At 51.0% G+C, this 13,304-nt stretch carries 11 protein-coding genes; 10 read left to right on the top strand and 1 reads right to left on the bottom strand.

Annotated elements, in window-relative coordinates; translation table 11 throughout:
• Positions 1-256 precede the first annotated feature (256 nt).
• Positions 257-1,456, top strand: coding sequence for a serine hydrolase domain-containing protein (locus ACR0AO_RS21350; protein ID WP_480608276.1), 1,200 nt, complete (start codon positions 257-259; stop codon positions 1,454-1,456).
• Positions 1,457-1,470: 14 nt separating this feature from the next.
• Here ACR0AO_RS21350 and ACR0AO_RS21345 read toward each other — a convergent pair whose 3' ends face one another.
• Positions 1,471-2,286, bottom strand: coding sequence for an IclR family transcriptional regulator (locus ACR0AO_RS21345; RefSeq protein ID WP_480608273.1), 816 nt, complete (start codon positions 2,284-2,286; stop codon positions 1,471-1,473).
• 138 nt (positions 2,287-2,424) lie between these two features.
• On the opposite strand from ACR0AO_RS21345, the gene ACR0AO_RS21340 reads away from it, so the two are divergent.
• From ACR0AO_RS21340 to ACR0AO_RS21300, 9 genes are all read left to right on the top strand, one after another.
• On the top strand, positions 2,425-3,531 hold the full coding sequence (locus tag ACR0AO_RS21340; protein WP_480608270.1) for a C4-dicarboxylate TRAP transporter substrate-binding protein: 1,107 nt from the start codon (positions 2,425-2,427) through the stop codon (positions 3,529-3,531).
• 95 nt (positions 3,532-3,626) lie between these two features.
• Entirely contained in the window at positions 3,627-4,130 is a 504-nt protein-coding gene (locus ACR0AO_RS21335; protein WP_480608267.1) for a TRAP transporter small permease, read from the top strand.
• A 31-nt stretch (positions 4,131-4,161) separates the two neighbouring features.
• Complete coding sequence (locus ACR0AO_RS21330) at positions 4,162-5,460, top strand: TRAP transporter large permease (RefSeq protein WP_480608351.1); 1,299 nt, start codon at positions 4,162-4,164, stop codon at positions 5,458-5,460.
• A 92-nt stretch (positions 5,461-5,552) separates the two neighbouring features.
• Entirely contained in the window at positions 5,553-6,695 is a 1,143-nt protein-coding gene (locus ACR0AO_RS21325) for a CaiB/BaiF CoA transferase family protein (RefSeq protein ID WP_480608265.1), read from the top strand.
• Positions 6,696-7,392: 697 nt separating this feature from the next.
• Positions 7,393-8,397 carry a C4-dicarboxylate TRAP transporter substrate-binding protein gene (locus ACR0AO_RS21320; RefSeq protein WP_480608262.1) on the top strand — a complete coding sequence of 335 codons (1,005 nt, stop codon included), beginning with the start codon at positions 7,393-7,395 and terminating at the stop codon, positions 8,395-8,397.
• A 66-nt stretch (positions 8,398-8,463) separates the two neighbouring features.
• Positions 8,464-9,087, top strand: a complete 624-nt coding sequence (locus tag ACR0AO_RS21315; RefSeq protein ID WP_480608259.1) for a TRAP transporter small permease subunit — start codon at positions 8,464-8,466, stop codon at positions 9,085-9,087.
• 11 nt (positions 9,088-9,098) lie between these two features.
• The gene (locus ACR0AO_RS21310; RefSeq protein ID WP_480608256.1) at positions 9,099-10,502 is read left to right on the top strand and encodes a TRAP transporter large permease; all 1,404 of its coding nucleotides are present in this window, start codon (positions 9,099-9,101) and stop codon (positions 10,500-10,502) included.
• 423 nt (positions 10,503-10,925) lie between these two features.
• A complete protein-coding gene (locus tag ACR0AO_RS21305) occupies positions 10,926-11,663 on the top strand; it encodes an IclR family transcriptional regulator (RefSeq protein ID WP_480608253.1) in 738 nt (245 codons plus the stop codon).
• A 322-nt stretch (positions 11,664-11,985) separates the two neighbouring features.
• Complete coding sequence (locus ACR0AO_RS21300; RefSeq protein WP_480608251.1) at positions 11,986-13,176, top strand: CaiB/BaiF CoA transferase family protein; 1,191 nt, start codon at positions 11,986-11,988, stop codon at positions 13,174-13,176.
• Positions 13,177-13,304: the final 128 nt, after the last annotated feature.

The raw sequence follows: 13,304 nt of genomic DNA, 5'->3' as shown, positions 1-13,304 counted from the left end.
CCGGGGGTCGCTCGCCCGCAGCTAACGCATTGTGCTTCAGCCGATTTGCCTCGACCCAGTGCTCGCCAAAGCCAATTAAGATGTTTCACCTGTGCGGTGCATCAATTAGTTGCATCTGAATCTCAGTACGCTTTGCGATACAGTCGACCTTTCAAACGCACGTTGATCCAAGGCTGTACTCAACTATGCTGTTGCGTATTTTGCTACAAACTATCATATTATGACACTAGTTGCTCACAATATGATAGGCAAGAGAATGCTCCACTCTGATCGCATAAGGCAATTCGACAGGAAAAAACTGAAGGCTGTTGGTGAATTCTTAGAAAGAAAAACACGCGATAGGATCGTTCCCGGAGGTCAAGTTCTCTTGGAACAATCAGGAGAGATCATCGGGTCCTGGATATCTGGTTACTCGGATATTGCGGAACAGAAGCCTTGGTCCGACGATACGCTGGTACGGATCTATTCGATGACCAAACCCGTGACCTCGCTCGCCTCACTCATACTCTTCGAAAGGGGCCAACTGCGGCTAGATGATCCGCTAGAGGAGTTCTTGCCTTTTTTTTCTGAGATGGCGATCTTAAAACGAGACGCCGCCTCGATCAACGAGACTGTACCTGCAACTCAGAGGATCACGATTCGACACCTTCTCACCCATAAGGCCGGCTTCACCTATCCATTTAATCCAGGCCTGCTCGCCAACAGCTATAGAGATGAGGGTATCGACTTGACGCGACCCGCAGTTTCAATGCGTGAAGAAGCGAAGAAGCTCTCTGAGTTGCCACTTTTGTTCGAACCCGGAACACGTTGGGCCTATGGCTTCTCGACGGACGTTCTGGGGCTCGTAGTTGAAGAAATCTCTGGCATTTCTTTAGGAGAGTTCTTTGAGCGGGAGATATTCTCAGTACTTGGAATGACAGAGACGATGTTTACGGCGGCGACAGATCAAATCCCGAAATTGGCTAAAGTATACGGACCTGGAGCTCGCGGTCTTGAATTTCTCAAAGCCCCGACTCAGGTAGGTTTGAGTCCTAAACGTCAGGAATGTCATTCTGGAGGTGGCGGACTGATTTCGACCGCGAGAGATTACATGAAGTTCGCGCGCGCTTTGAAAGGAAATGGGAATGGTACAAACCTGGTATCGCGCAGAACGCTCAATCTCATGCGCGCAAATCATCTCGAAGGTGACTTGCAGGAATGTGGCGAACCGTTGTTCGCAGAAGTACCATTTCAAGGATTTGGATTCGGACTTGGCGGATGGGTGTTGTTGGATCCGGCATCAGCTGGTGTGATCGGAACGAGAGGCGAATTTGGTTGGGGTGGCCGCGCATCCACGGTGTTTTTCATCGACCCGAAAGTTGATCTCTCCATGGTGTTCATGACGCAGTTGCTGCCTAGCAACGCACATCCACTTCGAGCAGACTTGAGGACTGCGATTTATCAAGCTCTCTGTTAAACGCTATCCACTGATCAGAGAACATGATCCGAGAAGGGGGCAATGTCGCGTGTTAGATTTCGCGCGGCCTGCATGATCTCCGGAGCAACTTGCGAAACCAATTCTTCGGCTTTCCAGTTGGAAGTATAACCAATAGCTGCGATCGCACCTACGGGACGTCCTGTATTGCTGGTCACGGCCGCAGCCAAGTTAAGAGCGCCGTGCGCATGTTCTTGATTGGTGAACGCAAATCCACGCTCACGCGCACGCAGGATCTCTTTCTTTATGTCGCGCAGGTCGACGATCGTATGTGGCGTTATTTTCTCCACGCTCATATGTCCGATCACTTCATCGATCTCGTCATCCTGATTCATTGACAGCATCGACCTTCCGCTTGCCGTCGAGAGCAGACGAAGTCGAAGACCCGGGTGCGCGGTGTCAAAAGAGGAAGTATTGCTCTGTAGCGGGATCAAGAACATTACCTCGTCGCCCATCCGCGTTGCAAGGCCAACGCGAATGTCGAAAGCTTTTCTCAATTCCACGACATACGGAAGAGCATGGCTTACAAGTGGGCTGGTCGACAAAAAGCTATTTGCGACATCCAACACTTTCGGCGTCAAGAAGTAACGCTTCGAAGATGGGTCCTTTCCGATGTAACCAAGTTCGCGCCACGTGTGAGTTAGTCGTTGTACCGCACTCTTGTCCAAGCCGGTGATTTTCATGATGTCCACGAGCCCAAGCTCGCGGGAACCTGACTTAAATGCTTCAAGTACGGCGGTCGCCTTCTCTACGGATTGAACATAAGGGATCCCCGTTTTGGGCACCGTCTGAGTTCCTTCATTCCTTGCCATTACATGCCTCCAATAGTCTTCACACTAGGCCCTTCACCGATACAGATGAAGCCAAAAATCAAGTTGACGGGGCATTATTTGATCTTTATATATCACATTATGATCCTTTAGATCGCATCAAGATACCGGGAGGAACTGATGAAGACGATGTTTAACGCCGCTTTTGGGGCCGCGCTTGCAGTGAGTGTTTCGGCAGGCATTGCCGCTGCAGATGAAGTCAAATTGGCATACGGAAGTTTTCTTCCTGAAGGCCATCTCGTTCACAAATCTGGCTTGGAGCCATTCTTTGAGCGCGTGGCGGCAGACTCAGGAAACACTGTGCAGTTTGAACTTATGTCGGGTGGCGTGATGGGCGGAGCCCGTGAATCGCTGCAGATCGTGCGTGATGGTGTCGTTGACAGCTCACTCATCCTCGACGTGTATCTAAAGAGCGACTTCCCAATAGCATCGATGTTGGGTGGATTGCTCGCAGTTCCAGATGATCCGTTGGTCTTTGTCGGAGCTGCAAATGAGTTCCTGCTCCTGAATTGTCCGGAATGCAAATCTGAACTGGACAAGCACGGGCTGGTTGCATTCTCTTACTATGGCACGAGCCCTTACTACCTGATGTGCCGAGATCAGGTCACGGGGTTGAGTGATCTGGACGGCAAGAAGATTCGTGCTGGTTCCCGCCTGGGCGCGCTTGCGAACCATATGGGGGGGACCGCAGTTAGCGTAGCAGTTTCAGAAATGTATGAAGCCTTGCAACGAGGGCAGGCAGATTGCACCATCGCTGCTGCTTCCTGGCTGAAGGACTACAACCTAAAAGACGTGATCGGATCGCTCGTTGACAAGCCCTTTGGTTCTTACTTCACCCCGATGCTGTTCAATCTCAGCGCGGGCAAATGGGAGGGCCTCAATGAAGAACAACAAGCGGCAGTAATCAAGAACCTGCCGTCATTGTTGGCCGCTACTGTCTACGGTTACCTCGACCAGAGCGATGCAGCAATTGCAGCGGGTCAAGAAAGCGGGATGTCTATCATTCCTGCCTCTGATGAATTCGTCGCCCGGCTTGAAGAGTTTCAAGCAGGTGAGCGCGATTACGCAATTGCGGCTGGGACCGACGCCGGTGTTGAGGGAGCTCAAGAGATTGTCTCGGAGTTCTTCGAGACCGTCGAGAAGTGGAGGGCAATTGTCGCCGCAACTCAGGGTGACCGCGAGGCCTACGAGCAGGCTCTTTGGAACGAAATTTACTCAAAGCTCTAGTCCAAACCCAACTACTCCCGGGACGCCTGCACGACTGGTTCGTGTGGGCTTCTCGGAAGCTGAATGCGAATGTCAAGATCCTGGGGAGGTGATCCGTGTCCAAATTCTTTGACAAATATGCGCAAGTCACGAGCTTCCTGGGCGGGATTGCACTTGTGCTTATGGCCTTTCACGTAACAGCCGACGTCATCGGAAAGCAATTGTTCGGGTATCCGATCCCCGCGACCTTAGAGTTTGTTGCTAGCTACTACATGGTTGCCATTGTCTTTCTTCCACTTGGTGCAGTGACAATGGAGAATGGCCATCTGATCGTAGAGCTATTTACGCAAGGCCTTAGTGAAAACCGAATTGCGCTCCTGACATTCATCGCGTCGACTTTGGCTGCGGTCTATGTGGCCACAATTTTCTGGTTCACCTTTCAGGAAGCCGTTCACGCCACTCAGATCGGCGAAGTGTGGGAGACCGCAAACGCCGACTTGCAGACCTGGATTGCTAGGTGGTTCGTGCCCATCGGTTGCTTTGGAATGCTCGCACAGTTTTGCCTTCAGGCGGTCAGAAGCCTGAACCAAGCACGCAGCGGCCAAGACCTGTCTGCATAGACTAAAATTAGGGGTAAAGAAAATGGACGGTATGACAGTCGCCGCATTGGGCGTCGTAATCCTTCTAGGCATGCTCGCGATCAGAATACCGATTGCCGTCGCTCTCGCTACAGTCTCGATCGGAGGTATTTGGGTGCTCCGAGGCGCGGACGCTGCACTGGGCACGCTAGGGTCTTTGCCATACGAGTTTTCAGCATCATGGAAACTTTCAAGTGTCCCAATGTTTCTGTTTATGGGTGCAGTTGCGTATCACACGGGATTGACGAGTTCACTATATAAGGCCGCAAGGCTCTGGTTGAATAGTCTTCCTGGCGGATTGGCCGTGGCATCCAACTTCGCTTCTGCCGGATTTGCTGCCGCATCAGGATCAAGCTTGGCCACAACTGCGGCTATGGGCCGATTGGCCATTCCGGAAATGCTGAAATTCGGTTACGACAAAGCCTTGGCGACTGGGACTATTGCAGCAGCAGGAACCCTTGGGGCGCTCATCCCGCCCTCGATCGCTTTCGTCATCTATGGCTGGTTTACGCAGCAACCGATTGGCACGCTCCTGATCGCCGGTTTGTTTCCCGGCATTCTGACAGCCGCAATATACACGATCATGATTGTGACAAGATGCAAACTGAACCCGGAACTGGCCCCTCCTGTAGAAATTAAGGCGTCCAGGCAGGAGAAACTCGATTCACTCAAGGAAGTATGGCCCCTTCCGCTTTTGATTTTGGGTGTTATTGGGAGCATTTACTCGGGTTTTGCGACCCCGACCGAAGCTGGTGCTCTGGGAGCTGTTCTTGCTCTCCTGATTGGGTTTCTAAAAAGAAAGCTAAATCAGACCACTTTCAGCGCCTCGGTGTCGGAAGCACTTCGCACAACTGCCTCGATCTTCTTCGTTGCAATTGGCGCAATCTTACTCACTCGTTTTTTTGCAATGGCAGGAGTTCCGCGGGAACTCTCGAGTTTGGTTGTTGCTTGGGACCTTAGTCCGTTGGTTCTCGTAATTGCGCTGGTTGGGGTCTACCTCATCCTCGGAATGTTCCTCGATCCAATTGGACTGATGTTGATCACGCTTCCGGTGTTTCTTCCAATGTTCAGGGCGCTGGATATGGATTTGATCTGGATCGGGGTGATCGTCGTGAAAATGATCGAAGTCGGTCTGCTCACGCCGCCAGTAGGACTTAATGCATATGTCGTGAAAGGCGTCGTAGGCGATGACATACCGCTGACCACTATCTTCCGTGGCCTCGGTTGGTTTCTGGTTTGCGAAATCGTGATCATGGCCCTGCTTATCGCCTTCCCAGCAATCTCGCTCTGGCTCCCAAGCCTCATGAACTAAGGCAACGTAGTGAGCATTTTGGTCGGGCTTTATCCCTAAACCAGGCTCCGGCGAGCGCCACAAAAAATTGAGAAGAAGAAAGGAAAGTCGGCATGTACGACCTTTTGAAAGGCGTCCGGGTTCTGGACCTTACGGCGGTCGTTCTTGGACCGATGGCAACTCAGTATCTTGGTGATTTCGGAGCCGATGTGATCAAGGTCGAGCCACCTTCCGGAGACATCTTCCGGCATGTTCGTCCTGCCCGCTCGGATGGAATGGGCGCAGGGTTTCTGAACTACAACCGGAACAAAAGATCCGTGACACTCGATCTCAAAACAGAGGAAGATCGCAGCAAGTTCATGGCACTGCTGGCCGACGCCGATGTTTTGGTTCACAATATGCGTCCAGGTGCGGCAAAACGCTTAGGGATTGGTCCAGAGGCTATCCGCAAGGCCTTTCCAGAATTGGTGTACTGCGTCGCAGCGGGATACGGCAGCACCGGACGCAATGCCGAGCACCCGGCCTATGACGACATTATTCAGGCCGCTTCAGGTGTTGCTCATTTGAATCGCAATCAGGATGACGAACCTCGTTTTCTGCCCACAATCATTTGCGACAAAGTCGGCGGCATGCACCTGGCAATGGCGGTTCTTGCCGGGATTGCCCATCAGGCGAAGACAGGGAACGGCTGCATCATCGAGGCGCCCATGTTCGAAGGCTTGGTGGCATTCCTCATGTCCGAACAATTGGCAGGCGAGACGTTCAGACCTGCCAAGGGCAACGTGGGGTATGAACGGCTCCTTTCCCCTCATCGCAAGCCTTTTCCGACCAAAGACGGTTTCATTGGCGTGCTTCCCTACAACGGAAAACACTGGGCCAGTTTTCTCAACTTCGTAGGTCGCGAGGATCTGGCGCAAGCGGAATGGGTTCAGGATTCAGCCGCTCGAAGTGAAAACATCGACAAGCTTTATGCTGTGGTCGCCGAGGAGATGCCCAAGCGAACGACGACGGACTGGCTGAAGACATTGCGTAACCTCGACATCCCCTGCACGCCTATCAACTCGCTAAACGACCTGCTGGAAGACGAGCATCTGTCAGATGTCGGATTGTTCAGCGAAATCGAGCACCCGACCGAAGGCGCGCTGCGAGCTATCCGATCCCCGTTTTGGGTTACAGGCATCGATGAACGTCCAGACGCGCCAGCGCCCGGCTTGGCGGATGCAGGTGAGACCCTTGGTTGGTGGCCAGTACGTTAAATTGCAGCAATGATGTGGATCGGAAAACCGCCATCGTGTTCCGCTCAACCACCGGCATTGAACTTACATTCGCCAATAGTCTCGCCGAAGTTCAATGAGCAGATGTGAGTTCAGCGCTTGTCGCCGTTCATCGGTATTGTGACGATTTGCCTTTGGCATAGCTCCAGCAATGCAGAAATTGAACAAAGGACCTTTCCCTATCTCGCGAGAACGGTCGTAAGTTCGGTCGAGCATGTTCTAGGCCGCCGAAAAGACATTTCTGCCGATACGGAGTGGGTGTCTCTCTATTTGGCGACGATTTCGGACTTGCACATATGCAGCGCCGAAACAGCAGATTCCGAACACGCAGGCACTTTATCTCTGAAACGAGGTGCTGAATGACGGCACTGCCCGCAGCTTTGGGCGGCACACGTTAGGCACAAACCGTTCACTACTTGGTCGGGTATAAGTATCTCTACAGATTGGGAAGTTTACCTTTCTAAATGCGATTTCTTATTTCTGACCATTCGAGACCGAAAGATGCCAGTCGACTACCATCGCGATCACACACTAGTACATCTTCGCGGAAAACTAATCTTCTGTTGCTTATCGCTGACGCAAATTCCGCTCTGAGGATCGATTCCAGTCTTCTTACTTAATTCTTGTACAGGAACTATTTTTCCTATATAGGAAGTTTGAGGAAAAATGGGAGGACCACATGAACGCACTACCAAAACTAATCGCCGCTTCACTCGCTGTGTCTTTTTCCGCGACCGAGGTGTTGGCTGTTGAGTGGAATGTCTCACTCTGGGGAAAGCGCAGAGCTATGACAGAGCATGTTGAGAAGCTTGCCGAGTTGGTATCCGAGAAAACAAACGGAGAGTTCACCCTCAATATCTCTTACGGAGGACTCTCAAAAAATCGAGAGAACTTGGATGGAATATCAATTGGTGCATTTGAGATGGCACAATTTTGTGCTGGCTATCACCGCGACAAGAACCCTTCGATAACCGTATTGGAACTCCCCTTTCTCGGAATTACTTCACTTGAACAAGAACGCTTGGTCAGCCAAGCAGTGTACGACCACCCTGCAGTCCGCGAAGATCTAGCGAGGTGGGATGCTACGCTCCTAATGCCGTCTCCTTTGCCCCAATATAACATTGTCGGAGTCGGAGACGCTCCGAGTACATTGCAGGATTTCGAAGGAATGGCGGTCCGTGCGACCGGTGGGATTGGCGTCGCTATGGAAACGATAGGCGCTGTTCCAACATCAATGTCTGCTAGCGAAGTAAGGCAGGCTTTGGATAGCGGAATTGTAAGCGCTGTTTCGTTTCCAGAGCATGCGCATATGTCCTATGGCACCATCGAAACAGGAACTTGGTGGACAACGAATTTGAATCCTGGAACCGTCAACTGCCCGGTAGTGGCCAACACCGCCGCTCTGGAGTCACTTTCCGAGGAGCATCGGGAAGCACTACTGGGATCAATAGACGAGGCGCTCAGCCACTACCTCGAGAACTACCAAAGTGTAACTATCGCTGCCTTTGGGCCTGCTATTGACGAGCGCGGGATCGAACGCATCACTTTTTCAGATGACGAGATCGAGGCATTCAAGTCCGCCGTAGCTGGCCCGGCCGCGGCCAAATGGATCGAAGAAAACACGGCGCGTGGCCTCCCAGCTCAGGAAATCTACGACTTGGTTCAGAGTCTAATCAAAAACTAAGTCAAACGGAATTTTCTGCGCACGCCGCCACCTTTACTGGTGGCGGCAACTTCGAAAGGTCCCCCCATGTCAGCAAGGTCTTCCGTTCGGTTAGACGACTCGCTCATCAGCAAAATTGATCAAAAACTTTATCGAGTAGAGACAAAACTAGCGCTGCTAAGTGGGCTTGCCGTTTTTGCTCTTATGTTACTCGCGGTCGTATCAGTTGGTGGGCGCCACTTCATCAACCAGCCTCTCCCGGGCTACGTGGACTGGATCGAGCAAGCTATGCCCTTGATAGCTTTCATGGGCATTGCCTACACACAGCGCGAAGGCGGGCACATCCGGATGGATATGCTGATCGGTTTTCTAAAGGGCAGGCCCCTATGGGCCGCGGAATTCATTACAACTCTTTGCATCTTGCTTGTCGTTTTGATGCTGCTTTGGGGCTCGTGGGCACACTTTGAAAGAAGCTTTGATTTCTCAGAACCCTACTGGAGCCGAGACAGTTCCATGGATATTGCACTGCCACTTTGGCCTGCAAAGCTACTCGCACCAGTTGCGTTTTTCATCCTCTCGTTGAGGTTGATCGCGCAGCTCATTGCTTACGCCAAGGCGTTTTGGGCCAATGACTCACATCCCGTGGCTGTGCCTCTGATTGAAGATACGGCGACCATAGCCGCCAAAGAAGCCGAAACAGTCTCCAACTAAGGACAGCCGCGATGGAACCGATTGATATTGGAATCTATGTCAGTATTGGCATGTTGGGATTGATCATACTCGGTATGCGAGTAGGATTTGCCGCAGCCTTGGCTGGCGCAGTTGGATTGATATGGATATTCTGGGCTAAGAAGAATTACGCGCCAAACGAGTTCGGCTGGGCTTTTTCAGTCGCCGCTAAAACAGCTGGCCAAGTGCCCCACTCAAAAGTTGCGAGTCAAGCTTTATCGCTGATCCCCACCTTCATACTCATCGGTTATCTTGCCTATTATGCCGGCCTAACACAGGCGCTCTTTACGGCTGCAAAGAAATGGGTCGCCTGGCTTCCTGGCGGACTTGCGGTGTCGACAGTATTCGCAACAGCGGGTTTTGCCGCTGTGTCTGGAGCATCAGTAGCGACCTCTGCTGTCTTTGCTAGAATTGCAATCCCTGAAATGCTGAAGATTGGATATGATCGAAGGTTTGCTGCGGGCGTCGTTGCTGCCGGGGGCACTCTTGCTTCGTTGATCCCTCCATCAGCAATCCTTGTTATCTACGCAATCATCGTGGAACAGGATGTCGGAATGCTGCTGCTAGCAGGTTTTGTACCCGGCGCGTTTTCAGCAGTCATATATGCAATGCTCATAGTCGGAATGGCACTTCTGTTCAAAAACTTTGGACCGCCGGTGACCGGTTTTTCCTGGAAGGAACGTTTTTTGTCGCTTCCTCCTGCTATGCCAATATTCGTTGTTGTCGCGGTAATCATCCTATTCGTCTATAACCCGTTCGGCGGCGATGCGCTGGGGACGCCTACGGAAGGTGGTGCAATCGGTGCGTTCGTTGTGTTTTGTATGGCTGTGGCAATGGGTATGCGCTGGCCGCAGCTCCGTGATGCATTGTTGGAAACAGCAAGACTATCTGTCATGATCTTTACGATTATTTGGGGTGTGCTCGTTTACGTTCGCTTCCTAGGATTTGCTGATCTGCCGAGAGCTTTTTCCGACTGGATAACCTCACTTGATCATTCACCGATGCTGATCCTAGTTTTGATACTGTTAGCCTATGCAGTATTAGGAATGTTCATGGACGCGATAGGCATGCTATTGCTTACGCTTCCAATTACCTATCCTGCTGTGATGGCCCTAAACGGCGGCTTGGACGTCACGGCAGCTGAATCAGCATTTGGCATGAGTGGCCCCATGGCAGGAATCTGGTTCGGCATTTTGGTCGTGAAGATGGCTGAGTTTTGTTTGATCACACCTCCAATAGGGTTGAATTGTTTCGTTGTCGCCGGGGTGAGAGATGACATCAGTGTGCAGGATGTCTTCAAGGGCGTGACGCCGTTTTTCATTGCCGACGCGTTGACCATCGCACTGCTAGTAGCGTTTCCATGGATCGTTTTGTGGTTACCCAACCTTGCCGGCTAGGAATTGTCTGAAATTTGGCGGAGCAATGTGAGCTGTTCCCCAGAACTGTCCTCAACTTGTGCTTGGCATGTTCTCCAACTGAAAAGACACACGTTGCAGAAAAGCTGTTTTATCGAGGCGTAGATCGCTGGGATCGTGAAGGATTGCTAGGCTAGCCCGTTGGCGCAAGATCTGTTCCGAAAGCATGGGATAGTCCCGCTGAAGTATCAATAACGCGTAGCTGAGAATCGGTTTTTCGAATGAACATCCAATGATTTGAAACTTGTTTCGGAGCACGTCAGCATCTACAGGAATGTAGTGCTTGTTCAACTCCAGTTTCCCACTCCAAGTTTCGTGATATATGTGGTTTGGGGCCATTCTTGGTTTGAACCTGCCTGCTCCTACCTCGAAGAGCGCCGCAAATTTCGTACCGGACTATGAAACATGACAATCCGACATATCGAAAACTTTGTTTCTCTGTTCCAAGCATTCGGAACAGAGCAGCAGCCCATGACGCTTACAGCGCTATCTGAGGAGCTTGGCCAACCCAAATCGAGCATGCACAAAATGATCGAGACGTTGCTTGAACTCGGTCTAATTTATGAAGTCAAACCTCGGAGAGGATATTACCCGACCCGAAAACTTCACAGCATTACGAAGATGGCTTTGATTGGTGATCCGATTGTGGAGCTGATGCAAAAGCACTTGGACTCATTGGCGAAAGAGACTGGTGAAACAGCACTACTGAGTATTAGAGACGGTAGCCAAGTTATGTACTTGGGAGTCGCTGAATCTCCGAATCCTATTCGATACTTTGCGGCGGTGGGCGATCGGCGACCAGTCTACGCGACTTCGGGCGGCAAGGCGATCTTTTCCTCTTACTCTGACACAGAACTTCGGTCGCAGGCTGAAGAGCTTAAATTTGAAGTGTATTCAGATGCCACTTTGTCATCCGCTAAAGAGTTCGTGGATGCGGTTGTAGAAGGTCGAGAGCGCGGTTGGCATGTTAACCTATCTGAGTACACCCCCGAAGTGTCGGGTGTTGGTGTGCCGATATCTGTGGATGGACGTCGGATGGCGCTTTCAATCGCTGGGCCAAATTACAGGATGAACGATCGCATTCCTGAGCTGGCCAAGCTGATTCATCGCCAATCGAATAGCATTTCCCTTTCCAAACCTTAGACAGAGCTTAGCGCACAGAGTATAATCACCTATCTATTTCGCACGACTAGTTTTCGGGCTCATGTTGGAACTTTGAGTGTATCCGAGAGGGCGCTACGTTCCGGTACTGCATTGTTTCCTACGGCGGCATTCTGAATCTGGACCCGCAGACCAACGTGAGAGCTCCAAAGCTGTGGTAAGGCTGAAAATTGCTTCAGGCGTGAGTTCCAGCCTTGACTTTGTTGTTCCTATATGGGAATTATTTTTCGTACAAGTGAACTATTGAGTCAACTTGAAGCCTTGGGAATAAGGCCATCGTTGTGGAGCAGTTAGGAATACTCAAGTGATCGACTACCTAAAGGGCGTAAAAATCGTGGACCTAACGACCATTGTTCTTGGCCCAATGGCCACGCAGATTCTGGCGGACTTGGGTGCTGAAGTAATCAAGGTAGAAACAGTTGAAGGTGATTTAGCCCGCGCATCAGGCACAACTGGACCTGATGGCATGGGAAGTATGTTTGCAAACAACAACAGGAACAAAAAAAGCCTTTCTATCGATCTAAAATGCCCTGAAGGGAAACAAGTTCTAAATTCATTGATAGAGAACGCCGACGTTTTTGTTCACAATATGCGTCCCCAAGCGATCGACCGGTTGGGATTTTCTCCAGAAAGTGTTTCCGAGTTGAATCCCAAGGTAATCTACTGCTCCGCGACGGGATTTGGGACAGACGGTGTGTACGCAGGCACACCAGCGTATGACGATATCATTCAAGCCGCTTGCGGACTGGCAGGGCTCCCCCTGGAGGTGAACAGAAGCCCTGAATATGCGCCAAGCATTATCGCGGATAAAATAGCGGCATTGCATGTAGTGTACGCCCTACTTGCCGCCTTGTTGAAAAAGGAGAGGACAGGTCGCGGCTCCATTCTCGAGGTTCCGATGTTTGAGGCTCTCGTAGCATTCACCCTTAACGAACACTTGGATGAGGCGACTTTCAATCAAGATGGTCATCTCGGGTACGGACGGCTCCTAAACGAGCATCGGCGTCCGTTTCAAACTCAGAATGGCTGGCTTGCCGTAATGCCCTATTCAAAAAAACAATGGACGGCAGTTCTGAGCGAAATCGGTCGCGACGACATACTTTCAGAGCCTTGGTTTTCTTCAGCTTCTGAGCGGAATCGAAAATCGTCGCTGCTATATGAGGCACTCTCATGTGAACTCAAGAAGAAAAGTACCGAACAATGGATCAGGGAATTGAGGAAACTAGATGTTCCGTATTCCAAAGTTACTTCAATTCAAGACTTGGTTTCCGACCAACACCTTCAAGATATTGACTTCTTCAAGCCGACTGATGGACTGGAAGGTAGAGTGCGATCTATTCCCCAGCCGATTGTATTCTCGAACGAGCAAGCTGCTCGCGATTTGCCTCCACCTAAACTTGGTGCTCATTCGACAGAAATTCTCGGGGCACTTGGATATAGCTCCGAAGAAGTATCGGATCTGATTGATCGAGGAATTGTTGTTGTCAGAAAATGACAAATTGATGGATTGAGAGGCCCTTCCAGGTTTGGGTCAGTACTATTGTTTTAAAATGCGCTGTGGAGCTTCTGGGCAAGCACCAACCAGAAGATCACTACGTTTCCCTAGACTTGGCCATTTGCTTA

Source organism: Ruegeria sp. AF8, assembly GCF_056541825.1.
This window is presented reverse-complemented; position numbering and strand designations above follow the sequence as displayed.

Bases quoted from the DNA above. Each gene is read 5' to 3' on its own strand.
- ACR0AO_RS21350 (WP_480608276.1), top strand. From the start codon at position 257: ATGCTCCACTCTGATCGCATAAGGCAATTCGACAGGAAAAAACTGAAG.
- ACR0AO_RS21345 (WP_480608273.1), bottom strand. From the start codon at position 2,286: ATGGCAAGGAATGAAGGAACTCAGACGGTGCCCAAAACGGGGATCCCT.
- ACR0AO_RS21340 (WP_480608270.1), top strand. From the start codon at position 2,425: ATGAAGACGATGTTTAACGCCGCTTTTGGGGCCGCGCTTGCAGTGAGT.
- ACR0AO_RS21330 (WP_480608351.1), top strand. From the start codon at position 4,162: ATGACAGTCGCCGCATTGGGCGTCGTAATCCTTCTAGGCATGCTCGCG.
- ACR0AO_RS21325 (WP_480608265.1), top strand. From the start codon at position 5,553: ATGTACGACCTTTTGAAAGGCGTCCGGGTTCTGGACCTTACGGCGGTC.
- ACR0AO_RS21320 (WP_480608262.1), top strand. From the start codon at position 7,393: ATGAACGCACTACCAAAACTAATCGCCGCTTCACTCGCTGTGTCTTTT.
- ACR0AO_RS21315 (WP_480608259.1), top strand. From the start codon at position 8,464: ATGTCAGCAAGGTCTTCCGTTCGGTTAGACGACTCGCTCATCAGCAAA.
- ACR0AO_RS21310 (WP_480608256.1), top strand. From the start codon at position 9,099: ATGGAACCGATTGATATTGGAATCTATGTCAGTATTGGCATGTTGGGA.
- ACR0AO_RS21305 (WP_480608253.1), top strand. From the start codon at position 10,926: ATGACAATCCGACATATCGAAAACTTTGTTTCTCTGTTCCAAGCATTC.